The sequence below is a fragment of the Vibrio sp. 2304 genome (assembly GCF_033339475.1).
Taxonomy (GTDB): Bacteria; Pseudomonadota; Gammaproteobacteria; order Enterobacterales; family Vibrionaceae; genus Vibrio; species Vibrio alginolyticus.
In genome coordinates, this window is the sequence record NZ_JAWOUQ010000004.1 from 72869 (window position 1) to 92255 (window position 19387).

The window sequence follows — 19387 nt, forward strand, 5'->3', positions numbered from 1 at the left end:
TCAAACGGCTTAAAAATAGCGGTTTGAACGGCATCAAAATAAGGCGAGAGTGTAGTGGTAAATAAGTACGCTGACGAATGAGAAATTGTATGGAGAAAGCGACCTTCAGATAAATTCAACTAATAACCAAAAATGTGGGGGTGCCTTTACCTCATAACTAAAAACAGCGACAATATGCAGCGCATGTCAAACTGAAGTACAAACTCGACGATGACCCACGAATACCAAGACTTAATCACCATTTTTAATGACACCTTTTTAGAACAATTTAATACGAAATTAGAGTTAGGTGGTGATGAGCCTATTTATCTTCCTGCTGATGATGAACACCCTCATCATCGGATTATTTTTGCTCGGGGTTTTTACGCCTCTGCTTTACACGAGATCTCGCATTGGTGTGTGGCTGGTCCAGAGCGTCGTTTGCTGGAAGATTTTGGTTATTGGTATGAACCTGATGGGCGAACAGCAGAAGTTCAAGCGGAGTTTGAGAAAGTTGAAGTGCGACCTCAAGCTTATGAATGGATTCTGGCACAAAGCGCTGGCTTCCCTTTTACGGTGAGTTGTGACAATCTACACGGCGATTTTGAACCAGATAGGCTCGGCTTTATGAAAAAAGTGCATAAAGAAGTGCTAGGTATTTTGGACGTTGGCTTGCCTTTGCGAGTGAAAATGCTTTCTGATGCCCTGCGCGCATTTTATCAAACTAAGCCACTGGAAGCGTCGGACTTTTGCGTTAAATAACCACTAATAACCTCAGAGATACACCATGATTATTGAATTTGAAGAAAAACTACTGGAACTGATTGATGCTCGAATTGAAACAGCATCTGACGATGAATTGTTTGCTGGTGGTTATTTACGTGGTCACATCTCTTTATCCGCGGCGTCTTGTGAAGAAGAAGGGATTAGCGATATTGCTGAGCTGAAGTCACGCATTGAGAGCAGCTTAGAAGATTCGCGTACCGAGTTAAGCCCGGCCGATCGCGTGATTGTCAGTGATTTGTGGCAAGAGCTCCAGGCTCAGGCTTAATCCCTAAGCAGCGTTCTCCCTTTATTTAATCCTAGTCATTTACTACTTCGAAAAATTCGAACCTCTCAATAAAATTTTTGTGGTTGTAGCGAAACTGTTCAACTTTTATTCTGATCAGCATAAAACGTGAACAAAGGATTACAACCATGAAAATTGTCGCATTTGGTGCATCTACCAGCTCTACCTCAATCAACAAACTACTTGCTACATACGCAGCAAATCAAGTCGAAGGCGCTCAAGTGAATGTTCTAGACTTAAACGATTATCAAGCGCCAATGTTTAGCGAGGACAAAGAGAAAGAAATAGGTCAAGCTGAAGGGGCTGTCGCGTTTTTACGTGACTTGGCGGAGGCTGACGCTCTCGTTGTTTCCTTCGCAGAGCATAACGGTTCGTACCCAGCGGCCTATAAAAACTTGTTCGATTGGGCGACGCGCATTGAGCGTAATGTATTTCAAAACAAACCTGTCGTTTATTTAGCAACTTCCCCAGGTCCCGGTGGTGCACAAAGTGTTCTTGAGGCGGCGACAGGTTCTGCTCAATTTTTTGGCGCGGATGTAAAGGCATCGTTATCTGTGCCGAGCTTCTACGAAAATTTTGACGTGGAATCGGGTAAGGTTGTAAACCCAGAAGTGGCAGAGCAAGTGAAACAGGCAGTTGCTCTGCTGAAGTAATCTCAGTACGAGCAACTTAGTGAGTTAGCGATTCCCGACACGTATCTGTGTCGGGAATTAAAACGAGAGAATACTCTTACAGCTCGGTAATGGCTTTGCCTTTTCTTAGTTTACGAACCCACATTCGACTTGGGTGAAGTTCGGTCAATACATCAACCGGTAATGGCAGTGGGTCCCCACAGATCTGGGAGGCCAACACTTCAGCTAATAATGGTGCAGAGCTCAGTCCACGAGATCCTAAACCTAAGAAGCAGAATAGGTTAGGGTACTGATGAATGGTTTCTACCTCTTCTGCTTTTTGATTTTGTAAGTTGGCGTATTGCGTTTTGATCGTCTCAAAGTCACCCACATTCCCGACAAATGGTAAGTGATCTCGGCTAACACAACGAATACCTTGGCGAGATTGATTATCAGTGATATCTACCTCTTTTGCCCATGTTTGATTCGGTACACATTTCACTAGCTTTTCCGCATTATCTTTTTGGGCGTTTTCATCAAATTCGTAGTCAAGGTGACTGCGGTCGTAGCTTGCACCGATACACAAGTGTTGATTACTTGGGTTAACAGGAGTCATGTAACCGTCGTAACACAACACCGTTTTCAGCTGACTCAGCGTTTCGGTTGCTGGCGCATGACTGACTTGTCCTTTCACCTGCCCCATTGGGAGGGAAGCGGTTTGACTCAATGTCTGGAACTCATGGCCGTTCGCAATCACAACCGTTGAGTGCTCAAATGTTTGACCACTCGCCGTTAGTAGCCAGAGCAGACGCTTTTCATCCCAATCTAATGCCTCAACATGGTGTTCAAACTTTGTTGAGAGTAACGACGTCTGCTCCAATTGTTTAATTAACCCACGAGTTAACTCGGCAGGGCACAGCCACCCTCCCATTGGGTAGTGCACAGATGCCATATCAATAGGTAACCCGATAGTGTTCGCAGTCTCCTCGGCGGACAGCTTGTGAATGAGCTCTGGTGTGAAGTTACCCGCAAGTATTTTCTCCAGTTTGTCTGTGGATTTGTCATCCCACATCAACTGAGTCACGCCACACCAGTCATGATCAAAATCGATCTCTTGTGCTGCTTGTTCAACAAACTGACGTGCGAACAAAAATGCAGGAGCAAACACTCGTGAAACACCCGTGTGCGGGCCATTAAGCAGTGGATAAACGGCTCCTTGTCGATTGCCTGAAGCTCCTTTGGCTGGTTGTTTGTCTTTACAGTAAAGGGTGACGTTTTGGCCACGACGAACTAACGTTTTCGCTAACGCCGCGCTAGCTATACCACCACCAATGATGGCAATCGAATCAAGATTGCTAGATGCTGAGCGATTGAACCAAGGGAGATGGTTCGACTGCTTTTCACGTTGCTCCATAGAGCCGGCGATCATTTCTCGCTTAGTGCCGAAACCTTTCACCTTTTTCATTGTAAAGCCAGCTTCGTTCAAACCACGACGTACAAAGCCTGCTGCGGTAAACGTGGCAACTGTACAATCTTGCTTGGCTAGCTTTGCCATGTTGTTGAACAGGCCTTGGTTCCACATTTCTGGGTTTTTGCTTGGCGCGAATCCATCTAAGAACCAAGCATCAATCAAACCTTGTTCGTTGTATGGGACTTGCGGCATGCAGTCTTTAATGTCACCAAACCAAAGGTCGAGTGTGATTGCGCCGTCTTCTAAAACAATGCGATGACACTCCGGCACAGCGGCAGGGTAGTGCTTTTGTAACTTTTCCGCGTATTCAGCTAGCTCAGGCCAAGCTTCATGCGCCTTCTTTAAATCGGCTTTGCTTAATGGGTATTTTTCAAAGCTAATAAAATGCAGCTCTTTCAATGTTGCGTCCGGATGCTGACGACGAAACTCACTAAACCACTGGCATACTGCTAAGAAGTTTAATCCCGTGCCAAATCCTGTTTCACCAATGACAAAACGTCTTTGGTCAAATTCCTGCCATCTTTCTGGGAGATGATTTTGTTTTAAGAAAACGTAGCGTGTCTCTTCAAGACCGTTTACGTTAGAGAAGTAAACATCATCAAATTGGTCTGAAACCGGAGTACCAGCTTCGTTCCAACCAAGTTCTGCGTTTTTTATTGAAGTCATAATGGTGCAAATTTGTGATTTGGCGCGGTAAGAATGGGGCGATTGTACGAATTTATGGGAAAGCTGACCACTTTTGTTGACTATCTTAGTTATCATCTAGCGGATTTTTGAATTATAGGAATGTCATAATGAAACGAGTCGTAATCACCGGTATGGGTATTGTTTCAAGTATCGGTAACAACGTCGAAGAAGTTCTAGCGTCTCTTAAAGCGGGCAAATCTGGCATCACTGCATCTGAGCAGTTCAAAGAACACGGTCTTCGTTCGCAAGTATGGGGTGACCTAAAAATCAACCCGGCGGAACACATCGACCGTAAGCAGATGCGCTTTATGGGTGATGCGGCTGCTTATGCATACCTATCAATGGAGCAGGCAATCGCAGACGCTGGTCTTACAGAAGAGCAGGTTTCAAACGATCGTACCGGTATCGTTGCAGGTTCTGGCGGTGCTTCTGCATACAATCAAACGGTAGCGACAGACACGATGCGCGCCAAAGGCGTAAAGCGAGTTGGTCCTTACATGGTTCCTCGTACTATGTCTTCTACTGTTTCTGCCTGTCTTGCTACGCCATTTAAGATTCGTGGCGTGAACTACTCAATGAGCTCTGCATGTGCAACATCTGCACACTGTATCGGCCATGCTATGGAGCTTATTCAACTAGGCAAACAAGATATTGTTTTTGCTGGTGGCGGCGAAGAGCTAGATTGGTCTCAAACTATGATGTTTGATGCGATGGGCGCACTGTCAACCAAATACAATGACACGCCAGACAAAGCATCTCGTACATACGATGCAGACCGTGACGGTTTTGTTATCTCGGGCGGCGGCGGCATGCTGGTTATTGAAGAACTAGAGCACGCACTGGCACGTGGTGCGAAAATCTACGGTGAAATCGTAGGTTACGGTGCGACATCAGATGGCTACGACATGGTAGCGCCATCAGGTGAAGGCGCAATTCGTTGTATGAAGATGGCGATGCAAGACGTTGATGGTGTGGATTACATCAACACGCACGGCACATCGACACCAGTTGGTGACGTGAAAGAGCTTGGTGCTATCCAACAATTGTTTGGTGAGAACAGCCCTGCAATCTCTGCAACAAAAGCAATGACTGGCCACGCACTCGGCGCAGCGGGCGTGCACGAAGCAATTTACTCAACACTTATGCTAGACAAAAACTTCATTGCTCCAAGCATCAATATTTCAAACTTGGACGAAGCAGCACAAGGTCTGGACATCGTGACAGAAGCACGTGATGCAGAGCTAACGACCGTAATGTCAAACAGCTTTGGCTTTGGCGGCACAAACGCAACTTTGGTTATTAAAAAGTACCAAGGTTAACTGAATTTGTTGGCGCCTTGCGAGAGTACTGTAAACGCCAACAATCCAGTTTCCAGAGCTTGATCAGTCACACTGATCGAACAGACGCAGACTCTATCCCATGGAGAGCGGGATAGGATCCTTTTGTTCTGGAACTTTGCCCGGCTATTTAGCCGGGCTTTTTCTTTTCTCTGTTTCTGCTTTTCTCTAGGCTTCCCGTCAATCGATTCTATAGGAGTTACCTCCTTGAGGTTTATTGGTGTTATATCTTGAGATTTTTCGGGAAAAGGGCACAATCGCTTTAGTTTCGCATCTTGCGAATAAACGAACTCTTACAAATGGATGTTAGAACGCTGGCGTTATGAAAATTATTGTTGATGAAAATATGCCGTATGCTGAAGAGCTATTCAGCCAACTCGGTAACGTAATTCTAAAACCAGGTCGTACACTGACCGCCGATGATTTAGTGGATGTTGATGCCCTAATGATTCGCTCAGTCACCAAAGTGAATGCTGACCTGATCAGCAAAGCAAACAAGCTGAAGTTTGTTGGTACGGCCACGGCAGGCATGGATCATGTTGACCAAGCACTTTTAAAAGAGAAAGGTATTTTCTTCACTGCGGCGCCAGGGTGTAACAAAGTGGGTGTGGCGGAATACGCGTTCAGCGTGATGATGGTGCTCGCTCAGCAACAAGGTTTCTCGGTATTTGACAAGACAGTAGGTATTATTGGTGCAGGCCAAGTAGGTAGCTACCTAGAGAAATGTTTGAAAGGCATGGGTATGAAAGTTCTCATCAATGACCCATTCAAACAAGAGGCTGGTGATCCTCGTAGCTTTACTCCGTTGACAGAACTGATTGAAAGCTCAGACATCATTACACTACATACGCCAATCACCAAAGATGGCCCATACCCAACGCATCATTTGATTGATGAGAAGGTATTAAATGGTCTCCGCAGCGATCAAATTTTGATTAACGCGGCTCGAGGTCCCATCGTTGACAACGCTGCTTTGAAGCAACGTCTTTTGAAAAACGATGGCTTTACAGCGGCACTTGACGTATTTGAATTTGAACCAGAGGTTGATATGGGGCTTCTGCCTCTGCTAGCATTCGCAACCCCTCACGTTGCAGGCTATGGTCTGGAAGGGAAAGCTCGCGGTACGACGATGATTTTCAACAGCTATTGTGAGTTCTTAAATAACGAATTACGTGCGCATGCCAGCGATTTACTGCCAACCGCGCCTGTTCCTACTATGGTATTGGACAGAGCTTGGGACGAAGCAACACTGCATAACATCACGCAGTTAATCTATGATGTGCGTAGAGATGACGCCCTTTTCCGCCGTGAAATCAGTAAGCCAGGTGCTTTTGACCTGATGCGTAAAAACTACTGGGATCGCCGTGAATACAGCGCTGTCACGCTAGTGGGTAACAAAACATGTAACCTTGCTCCATTAGCAGAACTAGGTTTTCAGATTGAGGTAAGTCAATGAGCCAGCAATATAATGTTGCCATTTTAGGTGCGACCGGTGCGGTCGGTGAAACAATTTTGGATGTGCTTCAAGAGCGCAAATTCCCAGTAGGCGAAATCTTCCTACTCGCGAGTGAGCGCAGCGAAGGCAAGACTTACCGCTTCAATGGTAAAACGGTACGCGTTCAAAACGTAGAAGAGTTCGATTGGTCTCAAGCGCATATCGCACTGTTTTCTGCTGGTGGTGAGCTATCAGCCAAGTGGGCTCCAATTGCCGCTGATGAGGGCGTGATTGTTATCGACAATACATCACACTTCCGTTACGAGTACGACATTCCTCTTGTTGTGCCAGAAGTAAACCCAGAAGCGATTGCAGAGTTTCGTAACCGTAACATCATCGCGAACCCGAACTGTTCAACCATCCAAATGCTGGTGGCACTAAAACCAATTCACGATGCGGTGGGCATTGAGCGTATTAACGTATCAACTTACCAATCGGTGTCTGGTGCAGGCAAAGCGGGTATCGATGAGCTAGCAGGTCAAACGGCGAAGCTGCTAAACGGTCTGCCCGCAGACAAGAAGCAGTTCTCTCAACAGATCGCGTTTAACTGTATTCCACAAATCGATCAGATGATGGAAAACGGCTACACCAAAGAAGAAATGAAAATGGTGTGGGAAACACAGAAGATCTTTAACGATCCATCAATCACAGTCAATCCAACGTGTGTACGTGTTCCTGTATTCTACGGTCACGCAGAAGCACTTCACATTGAGACTCGTTCACCTATCGATGCACAAGAAGTCGTTAACTTGCTTGAACAAACTGACGGTATCGAAGTGTTCCACGGTGAAGACTTCCCTACACAAGTTCGCGATGCGGGCGGTAAAGACCATGTAATGGTTGGCCGTATCCGTAACGATATCAGCCATCATAGTGGCGTAAATCTGTGGGTTGTTGCTGATAATGTGCGTAAAGGCGCGGCAACTAACGCGGTGCAAATCGCAGAAGTTCTGATCCGCGATTACTACTAAGTCGCTTACAGTTCATTTCAAAGCCTCGCACAGTGCGAGGCTTTTTTGTACGAACGAAACAAAATAGTGTGAGATTAGTACGAATATGGCGAGAGCCACACATTTTTTATTCTCAACGCTATAGTTTTGCATGTGATATCCGATATATTTAACCGATCACCATTTCAAATTGTATTTAGCACAAAACTGAGCCTTCTATGCGTCAAAATTATAAGCGTTTGTTAGCAGCCCTTGTGTTGATGAGCGCGACTCAGACATTATCAGTGGTTCAAGCCGAAGGAATTCGTCTTGTTGGACCGTCTGGTGAAGTGCAATCATCTCCGAGCTATGCTGAAGATATTGAGCGAGCATTACCTGCTCCTCCTGCAAATACTCAGCCGTCACGTTTCTTTGGTCCGACTGGTGAAAATCAAACACTATGGTCGATCGCTTCAGAGTTACGACCTTCACGCGGTGTTACCGTTCAACAAACGCTTCTTGCCATTTATCGAATTAACCCTCAAGCGTTTGAGAACCAAAACATTCATGAGTTGATCCCAGGGAGTCGACTACGAGTACCGTCTCTAGAGCAAGTGCAAAGCGCGACTACAGAGCAAGCTGTTGCGATTATGAAGGCGCACGAGGCTAAGTTAAAACAGCCGAAGCCGACAAATAGAGCCACGCCAGCGCAACGCGTCACCGAGCAACCAAAGCCACAAATAAAAGTAGAACCCAAGCCTGTTGCTCCTAAGCCAGAAACTACTGTAGCTGCGGAACCAAAACCGGTTCAAAAAACAATACCAGTTATTCCTGCGCCACCTGTGAACACCTCTCCGCAGGGTGAAAAGCAGGTCAGTGCGTTAAAAGACAAACTTCAAGGCTCACAAAGTGAATTAGAGTCATTGGAAGAGAAGAACCATCGTCTTCGCTTAATGTTGTCAGAAGTGCAAAGCGAAGTTGAAACCTTGAAAAATGAGCTGAATGACGAAGAACGCATTCGCTCGGAAGTCGAGAAACTGCTTGCTGAAGAGCGCCAGCGCCTTGCTGAGCAACAACGCATGCAGCCAAGTACGATTGACAAGATTTTGTCTAATGGTTGGCTTGTCGGCTTAGCGGCGCTTATTCCAGGTGCATTGCTGGCACTGTTGGTTGTGATGTTGCTTGGTCGCCGTTCTAAAAACAAAGAGGAAGAGCCTGCTGAGCAATCGCCGCAGGAAACCGATCCATTAGCTGCGCCAATTGGTTTAGCGGCGACGGACGAGCTGGATGAAGAACTCACACTTGATGATGAGTTGTTTGCAGATGAAGATATCAACGCACAGTCTTTAGAAGAAGAGAAGTCAGATTTAGAAGAAGACGTCTTTGCTAACCTCGACGATGAAGAACTGGATTTCAATCTGGAAGGGGACGATGACCCATTTGCAGATATTGGCGATGACGGCGACCTAGATGTTGGTCTGGATGAGTTTGAGTCATCGAACAATGGTATCCAAGTCAACGGCGAAGAAAAAGCGCTTGGTTTAGAAGAAATGGAGCGAGCCTTAGATGAGGTTGCTCCAGAACTAGAAGTGCTCGATGACGATGAGTCTGGCTTCGATCTTTCGGATGATACGAATGAGAAATCAGACTCACTTTCAGACGACGCATTTGCCGAGTTACTTGCAGCCGATGAGCCGTCAGAAGAGTTACCAAGTGACACTGTCGACCAGGATATGCTTGATGACTTGTTTGCTGAACTCGGCAACGATGACTTCGATTTAGATACTGATGAGCCTGAGTTAAAACAGCCCGTTTCGGATGATGACTTTAGTGTTGGAGAGGCATCTGACGACGATATCGATAAGCTATTGGCCCAGTATGAACAACCGGCTAGTGAATCGGAAGTTCGAGAAGCTGACGCCAATGAAGGTCCTGTTCTAGATGAAAACAGTACAGAGCTACTCGATGAACTCATTGATTTTGATGAAGATGACACAGACGAGTTTGATCCACTAAACGAGCTAGAAGCAATCTCTGGTTTTGAAGGTGATGACTCGATCGAAGAGTTAGACGCAGATAGCACAGACTTACTGGATGAACTCATTGATGATGTTACCTCTGAACTTGATGAAGAGACTGAAGCTGATTTAGATCCGTTTGATGATCTGATTCGAGAGGACGAGAGCCCAGAGCAGAATAAATCGGAAGAGGAAGAGTTACTGAAATCACTTGGTTTTGGTGAATCAGACGCCGACGAAAAGCCATCTCCCGTAGTTGAGTCAGAACAAACTCATGAAGATCAGGACATTGAGTCTGGGTTGGACATCGACGCTTTATTAAGTGAAAGCCAGCCAGACACGCAACAAGCTGTAGAAGATCAACCATTAACCGAGCCAGAAGCTACTTCAGAGCCATTTAGCAGCGATGAATTTCTTGGTGATTTAGAGGACCTCTCACCAGAGAATGATCCTTTAATGAGCGAGCTAGACGACCTATTTGAGTCAGACAGTGAAGAGCTTCTGCCAACAGAACAAGAAAAAGCGGATTTTTCTGCTGAACTTGACGCTCTATTTGATAGTGAAGACGATTTACCGCAGCAAGTTGAAAAAACACAAGCTGAGATAGAGGAAGCTTCATCACTACAGCAAGAGGCTACCGATACTGATTCAACACAAGAACCATCCGTGGAGTCCGATGCTGAGGTACAGCCTCACGTTGAGCAAGAGGAAGACATTCCAGCCTTCACGCCGACACCAAATACAATAGAAAATGAATTCGGTGTTCCACAAGAAGAAGATTGGCTACTGGATGAGCCTGAATTGGAGCCGGAAACTGAGTCGACCAACGATTCAGAAGAAGAATTCAATTTTGATGAGCTAGATTTGCCAGAATTCAGTGAAGAAGATGCTCTAGCATCTATGGCTGGCGAACCTGCGTTAGAAACGTCCGAGTCCGTTGAGTCAGAACAAGTTGAAGCAGGCTTACCAACTGAATCAGAAGATGAATTCAATTTTGACGAGCTGGATCTTCCTGAGTTTAGTGAAGAAGACGCATTGGCGTCTATGGCGGATGAGCCGGAGTTAGAAACGTCCGAGTCCGTTAAACCAGAGCAAGTCGAAGCTGACTTACCAACCGAGTCCGAAGAAGAGTTCAATTTTGATGAGCTGGATCTTCCTGAGTTTAGTGAAGAAGACGCATTGGCGTCTATGACGGATGAGCCGGAGTTAGAAACGTCCGAGTCCGTTGAGCCAGAACAGGTTGAAGCAGACTTGCCAGCTGAATCAGAAGATGAAGTCAATTTTGATGAGATCGATTTGCCAGAGTTCAGTGAAGAAGATGCACTGGCGTCTATGGCTGGCGAACCTACGTTAGAAACGTCCGAGTCCGTTAAGCCAGAACAAGTTGAAGCGGACTTGTCAGCTGAGTCCGAAGAAGAGTTCAATTTTGACGAGCTGGATCTTCCTGAGTTTAGTGAAGACGACGCATTGGCGTCTATGGCTGGCGAACCTGCGTTAGAAACGTCCGAGTCCGTTAAGCCAGAACAAGTTGAAGCCGACTTGCCAACTGAGTCCGAAGAAGAGTTCAATTTTGATGAGCTCGATTTGCCAGAGTTCAGTGAAGAAGATGCACTGGCGTCTATGGCTGGCGGACCTGCGTTAGAAACGTCCGAGTCCGTTGAGCCAGAACAGGTTGAAGCCGACTTGCCAGCTGAGTCCGAAGAAGAGTTCAATTTTGATGAGCTCGATTTGCCAGAGTTCAGCGAAGAAGATGCCTTGGCGTCGATGGAAGAAGAGCCAGAATTACCGAGCTCTGAGACTGCAGATATAGAACCAATCTCCGGTGAGGATGAAGAGTTAAGTTTTGACGACCAAGATCTTCCAGAGTTCAATGAGGAAGATGTTCTCGCGTCAATGAACGAGGGTGCGCCAGAGAGCCCTAAGGTTGAAGCAGAGACATCGAGACCAGCTATTCAAGCCGATAACGATCATGATGCTTTGTTTGAAGTATTTGCGCAGCAAAACGGCTTTGATACTGACCCAGAAGTGCAGTCAACAGCGACAGAGGGTGAGCCGCTCAGTAATTTGGATGATGAATCATCAATGGCTAACCTTCTTGCGGAAGACGCAAACTCAGAAGTATTTGAAGGTAAACTAGACAGTGACACCATCGCAAGTGCAGGTATGGATTTTGAAACCATGCTTGATGTTGGAGATGATTGGGATGGCTTTAAACCCGCTGCTGATAACGTAAGTTCTACTGAAGAAGTGCCTGAGGACCAGCGTGATGTTTGGAATTCGAGTGATGCACTAAGTCAGCCAGAGATCGCGCAAGAAAACTGGGCAGAGCAAAGCGACTTGGATGACTTCGACCCGAAGAAAAATCAATTTATGACGATTGATGAATTGATGGCTCAGGTCGACAGAGAAGGTGGTGAGTTCGAAGAAGAAGACCTTAAGCTCGATGTCGGATTGAACGAGTTTCCAGATGTTATCGGCGAGATCGGCGATATTGACGTAGATAACAATGCTGAAGCGGCTGGGAAACTGGATTTGGCTAAAATCTATCTCGAGATGAACGATTCTCAAGGGGCGATTAAACTACTAGAAGAGGCGATTGTTTACGGTGAAGATGATATTCGCCGCGAAGCAAAAAGCCTGATTGACGCCATTAATGGCCGATAAACCGAAACAAAAGGGTAGCGTTTGCTACCCTTTTTGTGTCCCGTTAGTAGGATGCTACCTTTATGTCACCCTTGGTGAAACTGGCAACTTGAGGTGACTTGAGTATATACTTCCCGCCCCATTTTAGAGTTCGAAGGTTAAGATGAGAATCGCATTAGGTATCGAGTACAACGGTACAAACTACTTTGGTTGGCAGCGCCAAAGAGAAGTGAAAAGTGTCCAAGAAGAGCTAGAGAAAGCATTGTCCGTCGTCGCTAATCACCCAGTTGAAGTTCAGTGTGCTGGTCGGACAGACGCAGGCGTGCATGGCACGGGACAAGTTGTGCACTTTGATACCAACGTTACTCGAAAAATGGTAGCTTGGACCATGGGCGCAAACGCGAACATGCCAAGCGATATAGCGGTTCGTTGGGCTAAGGAAGTTTCAGATGATTTCCATGCAAGATTCTCAGCGACAGCTCGCCGTTATCGTTACATTATTTTCAATCATGCTTTACGTCCAGGCATCCTAAACTCGGGGGTTAGTCACTATCATGGTGAGCTCGACGAGAAAAAAATGCATGAAGCAGGGCAGTTCCTACTTGGCGAAAATGATTTTACGTCGTTTCGCGCGGCGCATTGTCAGTCTCGCAGCCCATTTCGAAACTTGATGCATCTGAACGTTACGCGCCATGGGAACTATGTGGTTATTGATATTAAAGCTAATGCGTTCGTGCATCATATGGTTCGTAATATCACGGGTAGCTTGATAAAAGTTGGACGTGGCGAAGAGAGTCCTGAATGGATCAAGTGGTTATTAGAAGCCAAAGATCGCAAACTAGCGGGTGCGACAGCGAAAGCGGAAGGTCTGTACCTGGTAGATGTAGACTACCCAGAAGAGTTTGGGTTACCTGAAGTGCCGATCGGTCCACTGTTTTTACCAGATAATTTGAACTAATTTTACAAACTTATTTCAAAATATCGGTAGTGTTTACATTGAATGTGAACGGAAAACATACGCTATTTACGATATCAAAAATAGGTACAACCAGTTTTTTATCTACAGTAGCTGCAAGATATGGTTTAATCCGTCGGTATTATGTCGAATTTATATCTTTCGCAATGAAGCGGAAGAGTTGAGAGAAAAGGTCTTCCATGAGTTGGCTTGAAAAGATTTTAGAGAAAAGCAATCTAGTAAGTTCACGCAAAGCTTCTATCCCAGAAGGTGTGTGGACTAAATGTACCTCTTGCGAACAGGTTTTATACCATGCTGAACTAGAGCGTAACTTAGAAGTTTGTCCAAAGTGTAACCATCACATGCGTATGAAAGCGCGTCGTCGTTTGGAAACATTTTTAGATGAAGGTAATCGAGTTGAATTAGGTTCTGAACTTGAGCCACAGGATAAACTGAAATTTAAAGATTCTAAACGATACAAAGAGCGTATCTCTGCTGCACAAAAAAATAGCGGTGAGAAAGATGCGCTAGTTGTGATGCAGGGTGAATTGCTTGGTCTGCCGCTTGTGGCGTGTGCGTTTGAATTCTCCTTTATGGGTGGTTCAATGGGTTCAGTCGTTGGTGCTCGCTTTGTGAAAGCAGTGGATGCAGCCATTGAAAATAACTGTGCGCTTGTTTGTTTCTCAGCAAGTGGTGGTGCTCGTATGCAAGAGGCTTTAATGTCTCTTATGCAAATGGCAAAAACCAGTGCTGCGCTTGAGCGTTTATCAGAAAAAGGTCTGCCGTTTATTTCTGTTCTAACTGACCCTACAATGGGTGGTGTATCAGCAAGTTTGGCTATGTTGGGTGATATCAACATCGGTGAACCTAAGGCCCTCATTGGCTTTGCTGGTCGTCGTGTAATCGAGCAAACTGTACGTGAAGATCTTCCTGAAGGTTTCCAGCGTAGTGAGTTCCTACTTGATCACGGTGCTATTGATATGATCGTTGACCGTCGTGAAATGCGTCAGCGTGTGGGTGGTCTTATCGCTAAGATGACTAACCACAAGTCTCCTTTGGTGGTTTCGGTTAACGAATCTCCAAATGAAGAGCCATATTCTGTACCAGAAGCGGACGAAAAAGGGTAAAGTATCAACTAACATAAAAACCAAAGAATTTAATGGTTAAAGTTAGATGACCCAAAACCCAACTCCTCAAGCCACATCTTCATTAGAGATGTGGCTTGATTATTTAGCAAATATTCATTCCTCAGCAATTGATCTAGGCTTAGACCGTGTCCAAGCGGTAGCAAACAAAGCCAATCTTACCAAACCAGCTCCAACCGTAATCACCGTTGCCGGAACCAATGGCAAAGGCTCAACGTGTGCGTTAATGGAAGCCATTTTACTTGATGCTGGCTATTCAGTCGGTGTTTACAGTTCTCCGCACCTGATTCGTTACAACGAGCGTGTACGCATTAATGGCGTCGATGTTGTAGATGCAAAGCACTGTGAAGCATTCGATTATGTAGAAAAGCAGCGTGGTGATGTTAGCCTTAGCCTCTTTGAATTCGGTACACTTGCTGCGCTACGTATTTTCCAAGTAGAGAAAGTTGACGTTGTCTTACTTGAAGTAGGACTTGGCGGTCGTCTAGACGCCACTAACGTTGTTGACCATGATGTTTCTGTTATTACGAGCTTAGCGATCGATCATGTGGATTGGCTTGGTGATGACATCAATGTTATTGGCTTTGAAAAAGCGGGCATTTACCGTTCAGGGAAGCCAGCAATTTGTGGTCAACCAACGCCACCAGCGACCGTGGCGGCTCATGCTGACGATATTGGTTCTGAGTTCTTCCAAGTAGGTATTCAGTACGATTACCAACTAACTGATAATGGTTGGAAATGGAGCAGTGGGGCATTTGAGTTAGAGGATTTACCAATCCCATCGCTACCATTACAAAATGCAGCCACTGCACTGATGGCACTAGGGGCTTCGGAATTGCAAATCACTGACATAAATATTGTCAATGGCTTGAATAATGCTCGTTTGGCGGGGCGTATGCAGGTACTGCATCACGAACCTGAAATAGTCCTTGATGTCGCTCATAACCCGCACTCTGCTGAGTATTTGGTAGAGAGAGTGAAGCAACAATATCTGGGTAAGAATATCCATATTGTGGTTGCAATGCTGCATGACAAGGACATTAAAGCAACCATTGAAGCTCTAACTCCAGTTGCAACACAATGGTATCCAGCGTCGCTTACTGGACCGAGAGCGGCGACCGCTGATGAATTGTGCCAATACTTACCTGATGGGCAAGTTCATTTTGAAAACCCTGTTGACGCCTTCGAGAGTGCGAGAAGCCACGCAAAGACAGGAGACGTTATTCTGGTGGTTGGCTCATTCCATACCGTCGGAGAGGTATTGGAACATTGGCAATCAAATAATAAATAAGTAAAGGTATTTTGATGGCAAGTAAATTCCAAAGTCGTTTAGTCGGCACCATCATTCTAGTCGCAGTCGGAGTCATTGTTCTTCCCGATGTGCTAGATGGTAAGAAACTGCACTACAAAGAAGAATTTGCCAGTATTCCTATCAAACCAGAACTTGATAGTGATGTGGAAAACTTCGAAATATTAGAGCCAGTGGAAGACGACATTACGTTACCGGATTCTCCGGTTGAAGCTGTAGTGCAAGAACGTGAGGATGCTCAAGTAGCCGTTTCTGAGCCCGAGCCAGCGCCAACATCTAAACCTGAGGTCATCAAACAACCAGAGCAAGTTGAGGTCGTCACTCGTCCTGTTCAAGAGAAAAATCAATATGAAGATTCAGCTTGGATCATTCAGTTGATGGCACTTAAGAATCACGAAAATGCTGTCGCGCTTGTCGCGGATTTGCAAAAGCGTGGTTATCAAGCTCACACAAAGAAAGAAAACGAGTTTACGAGAGTGATTGTTGGCCCTGATGTGTCAAAAAGTAAACTTGAACGACAAGTTCAAGAATTACAAAAAATTACAGGTTCAAAAGGTCAATTGCTTAAATTTAAGCCATTAAATCCATAAGAAAACGTTTGCGTCAGCATTTTTTCTGTTAAAATGCGCGCCAACTTAAGATGAAGAAAAGATGAATTGGATAGATTTTATCATTTTAGGTGTGATCGGATTTTCAGCTCTGATCAGTTTAGTTCGCGGTTTTGCTAAAGAAGCTTTGTCTTTGGTGATTTGGTTTGGAGCGTTTTTTATCTCCAGTAATTACTATGCCAAATTGGCGGTGTACTTCACCAACATCGAAGATGATATGTTTCGTAACGGAGCGGCGATTGCGGCGTTATTTGTCGCAACCTTGGTAGTTGGTGCAGTGGTGAATTACGTCATTGGTCAACTGGTACAAAAAACAGGGCTATCAGGTACGGACCGAATTCTCGGGATTGTATTTGGTGGTCTACGCGGAGTCTTAATTGTTTCTGCGGTGCTGTTTTTTATGGATGCGTTTACTGCATTCCCAAGCTCGGATTGGTGGAAAGATTCACAGTTGATCCCTGAGTTCAGCCGTATCATCGCCCCATTCTTCGAGCATTTACAAGCAACATCAAGTTTTCTGTCTGGCACTATCTAGTAGTGCCAGCTACTGTCGCAAATCGAGGATTAGGACATGTGTGGTATTGTTGGAATCGTGGGCACAACGCCTGTAAACCAGTCTATTTATGACGCGTTAACGGTGTTACAGCATCGTGGCCAAGATGCCGCTGGTATTTGTACCATAGAAAGCAATCGTTTTCGTCTACGTAAGGCGAACGGTTTAGTCAAGGATGTATTTGAAGCAAGACACATGCAACGCCTGCAAGGCGAGGTCGGAATTGGTCATGTTCGTTACCCTACAGCAGGCAGTTCAAGCGCTTCAGAAGCTCAACCTTTCTACGTAAACTCTCCTTTCGGTATTACACTTGCCCACAACGGTAACTTGACTAACGCTAACGAAGTTCGTCAGAAGCTGTTTGAAAAAGATCGCCGTCATATCAATACCACTTCAGACTCTGAAGTATTACTAAATGTACTGGCGCACGAAATTGACTCAGTAAAAGGAAATGTCACGACCGAAGACGTATTCCGCGCAGTCACCAATGTTCATCGCACAATTCGCGGTGCTTATGCTGTGACCGCCATGATTATCGGTCATGGTATGATTGCGTTTCGTGACCCACACGGTATTCGCCCTCTATGTTTAGGTAAGCGTGAAGTTAATGGCAGAGCGGAGTACATGGTTGCGTCTGAATCGGTAGCATTGGATGCCGTCGGTTTTGATTTTGTCCGTGATGTTGCACCTGGTGAGGCAATCTACGCAACGTTTGACGGTGAACTGTACACGAAGCAGTGTGCAGACAATCCTAAGCTGAACCCTTGTATTTTCGAGTTCGTGTACTTTGCTCGTCCAGACTCGTTCATCGATAAAATTTCGGTATACAGTGCTCGCGTTGAAATGGGTAAAAAGCTAGGCGAACGTATTCGTGAAGACTACGCAAATCTTGATATTGATGTCGTTATTCCTATCCCTGAAACATCGTGCGACATCGCACTTCAAATCGCTCAAGCGATCGATATCCCTTACCGCCAAGGCTTCGTGAAAAACCGTTACGTGGGACGTACGTTTATCATGCCTGGTCAGCAACAACGTAAGAAATCTGTACGTCGCAAGTTGAATGCAATTCGTTCGGAGTTCAAAGATAAGAATGTGTTGCTGGTGGACGACTCTATCGTTCGCGGTACTACGTCAGAACAAATCATCGAAATGGCACGTGATTCTGGTGCGAAGAAAGTGTACATGGTATCAGCAGCACCAGAAGTTCGATTCCCGAACGTGTACGGCATTGATATGCCAAGTGCTACCGAGCTTATTGCTCATGGCCGCGACAACGATACAATTTGTAAGCAGATTGGTGCTGATGCATTGATTTATCAACGTCTAGAAGACTTGGTTGAGGCTGTCGGCCTTGGAAACCAAGATATTACTCAGTTCGATACATCCGTGTTTAACGGCGAATACGTAACGGGTGATATTGACCAACAATACCTAGACTTCTTAGATGGTCTTCGTAACGATGATGCGAAAACACAACTTGAAATCCAACAGGATTTAGCAAACTTAGAGCTGCATAACGAAGGCGCATAATAGGCGTTTTCTTGAGGTGTAAAAAAACCAGAGCTTCGGCTCTGGTTTTTTGTATTTGCTATCGAATTAGTGAATGTTATAAGCGATCACAAAGTCGATAAAGAGACGAACTTTCTCTGGCAGGTGATCTTTGTGGTTGTAAAGCATATAAATGTCGCGCGGGTTTGCACTCCAATCTGGCAGTATGCGTACCAAATCGCCGCTTTCGATGTATTCTTTGATCATGACATCTGGCATTAGCGTGATGCCTAAACCTTCGGAACAAGCACTGCGTACTACATTTAGTGCATTCGCCTGAAAGCGACCACGATCAACGTTTACGACAGACTCGCCTTTGCTATTAATTAAGGTCCACTTGATAAGAGGGTAGCCTTTTAGCAATGAATGGTTAGAGAGCTCTTCTGCGTGGTTTGGTGCCGGATTCGAGGCAAGGTAGTCAGGACTTGCGACAAGAATATCCTTCACTTCGCCAATCTTGCGTGCGATCAGGCTAGAATCACGTTGGGGCCCCACTCGAAAAATGACATCCCATTCAGTAGGGTCAAGCTTGTCTGCATTATTTTCTGTCGTTAGTTCGATATTGATGTCCGGATACTGCTTCATAAAGCTGTTGAACATCGGCATCATCATGCGCTTAGTTAAGTTATAAGGCGCCGATATCTTAATCTTGCCTGATGCTCCTCGGCAGTCGTCAGTGATTTCCTCTGCTGCCGTGGTTAGCCTTTGTAGCAAAGGGGAGCACTCATGGTAAAAACGTTCCCCGGCTTCTGTAAGCGAGAGTTTGCGAGCGTGACGGTTCAATAGTCGAAGATTGACAGAGTCTTCTAGCGCTTGAATGCGTCGGGTGATGGTCGCAACCGGGATCATGGTTTTTCGCGAAGTTGCGGTGTAGCTCCCATTTTCGACAACCAGTCGAAACAGGTTTAAGTCATCTAATTTCATATTTCCAGACACATTAAATTACCGATTACGGCTAATTTATAATTAACTTTGTGATCAAAGCTTGCTTTAAGTCAACATGTTGCATCATTTGAACACAGCAACC

Annotated in this window: 15 protein-coding genes; 13 read left to right on the forward strand and 2 right to left on the reverse strand. The window is 45.5% G+C overall.

Going from position 1 to position 19387, the window contains the following annotated elements:
• Positions 1-210: 210 nt before the first annotated feature.
• The 3 genes from R7P64_RS09785 to R7P64_RS09795 all read left to right on the forward strand — a co-directional run bounded on the left by R7P64_RS09785 (position 211) and on the right by R7P64_RS09795 (position 1701).
• A complete protein-coding gene (locus tag R7P64_RS09785) occupies positions 211-741 on the forward strand; it encodes an elongation factor P hydroxylase (RefSeq protein ID WP_005380546.1) in 531 nt (176 codons plus the stop codon).
• Between the two features lie 25 nt (positions 742-766).
• Positions 767-1030, forward strand: a complete 264-nt coding sequence (locus R7P64_RS09790; RefSeq protein ID WP_033907374.1) for a YfcL family protein — start codon at positions 767-769, stop codon at positions 1028-1030.
• Between the two features lie 146 nt (positions 1031-1176).
• Positions 1177-1701 carry an NADPH-dependent FMN reductase gene (locus tag R7P64_RS09795; RefSeq protein ID WP_318119219.1) on the forward strand — a complete coding sequence of 175 codons (525 nt, stop codon included), beginning with the start codon at positions 1177-1179 and terminating at the stop codon, positions 1699-1701.
• Between the two features lie 76 nt (positions 1702-1777).
• On the opposite strand, the gene mnmC is transcribed toward R7P64_RS09795, so the two are convergent.
• A complete protein-coding gene (mnmC, locus tag R7P64_RS09800; RefSeq protein ID WP_053306684.1) occupies positions 1778-3796 on the reverse strand; it encodes a bifunctional tRNA (5-methylaminomethyl-2-thiouridine)(34)-methyltransferase MnmD/FAD-dependent 5-carboxymethylaminomethyl-2-thiouridine(34) oxidoreductase MnmC in 2019 nt (672 codons plus the stop codon).
• A gap of 128 nt (positions 3797-3924) precedes the next feature.
• Between mnmC and fabB the strand changes: the two genes are divergently transcribed.
• From fabB to purF, 10 genes are all read left to right on the forward strand, one after another.
• Positions 3925-5136, forward strand: a complete 1212-nt coding sequence (gene fabB, locus R7P64_RS09805) for a beta-ketoacyl-ACP synthase I (RefSeq protein WP_005380557.1) — start codon at positions 3925-3927, stop codon at positions 5134-5136.
• 340 nt (positions 5137-5476) lie between these two features.
• The gene (locus tag R7P64_RS09810) at positions 5477-6610 is read left to right on the forward strand and encodes a 4-phosphoerythronate dehydrogenase (RefSeq protein WP_017635930.1); all 1134 of its coding nucleotides are present in this window, start codon (positions 5477-5479) and stop codon (positions 6608-6610) included.
• Positions 6607-7620, forward strand: coding sequence for an aspartate-semialdehyde dehydrogenase (locus R7P64_RS09815; RefSeq protein ID WP_005380562.1), 1014 nt, complete (start codon positions 6607-6609; stop codon positions 7618-7620). The genes R7P64_RS09810 and R7P64_RS09815 overlap by 4 nt, the downstream gene beginning before the upstream one ends.
• A gap of 197 nt (positions 7621-7817) precedes the next feature.
• Positions 7818-12260 carry a FimV/HubP family polar landmark protein gene (locus R7P64_RS09820; RefSeq protein WP_318119218.1) on the forward strand — a complete coding sequence of 1481 codons (4443 nt, stop codon included), beginning with the start codon at positions 7818-7820 and terminating at the stop codon, positions 12258-12260.
• A gap of 142 nt (positions 12261-12402) precedes the next feature.
• Positions 12403-13197 carry a tRNA pseudouridine(38-40) synthase TruA gene (gene truA / locus R7P64_RS09825; RefSeq protein ID WP_005380566.1) on the forward strand — a complete coding sequence of 265 codons (795 nt, stop codon included), beginning with the start codon at positions 12403-12405 and terminating at the stop codon, positions 13195-13197.
• Between the two features lie 197 nt (positions 13198-13394).
• On the forward strand, positions 13395-14321 hold the full coding sequence (accD, locus tag R7P64_RS09830) for an acetyl-CoA carboxylase, carboxyltransferase subunit beta (protein WP_005380583.1): 927 nt from the start codon (positions 13395-13397) through the stop codon (positions 14319-14321).
• A gap of 46 nt (positions 14322-14367) precedes the next feature.
• A complete protein-coding gene (folC, locus tag R7P64_RS09835) occupies positions 14368-15630 on the forward strand; it encodes a bifunctional tetrahydrofolate synthase/dihydrofolate synthase (protein WP_256901262.1) in 1263 nt (420 codons plus the stop codon).
• 14 nt (positions 15631-15644) lie between these two features.
• Entirely contained in the window at positions 15645-16238 is a 594-nt protein-coding gene (locus tag R7P64_RS09840) for an SPOR domain-containing protein (RefSeq protein ID WP_017820797.1), read from the forward strand.
• A 61-nt stretch (positions 16239-16299) separates the two neighbouring features.
• The gene (locus tag R7P64_RS09845) at positions 16300-16791 is read left to right on the forward strand and encodes a CvpA family protein (RefSeq protein ID WP_005380590.1); all 492 of its coding nucleotides are present in this window, start codon (positions 16300-16302) and stop codon (positions 16789-16791) included.
• Between the two features lie 36 nt (positions 16792-16827).
• On the forward strand, positions 16828-18342 hold the full coding sequence (purF, locus tag R7P64_RS09850) for an amidophosphoribosyltransferase (protein WP_005397209.1): 1515 nt from the start codon (positions 16828-16830) through the stop codon (positions 18340-18342).
• 66 nt (positions 18343-18408) lie between these two features.
• Here the strand turns inward: purF and R7P64_RS09855 are convergent, their stop codons facing one another.
• Positions 18409-19284, reverse strand: coding sequence for a LysR family transcriptional regulator (locus R7P64_RS09855; RefSeq protein WP_005397211.1), 876 nt, complete (start codon positions 19282-19284; stop codon positions 18409-18411).
• Positions 19285-19387 lie beyond the last annotated feature (103 nt).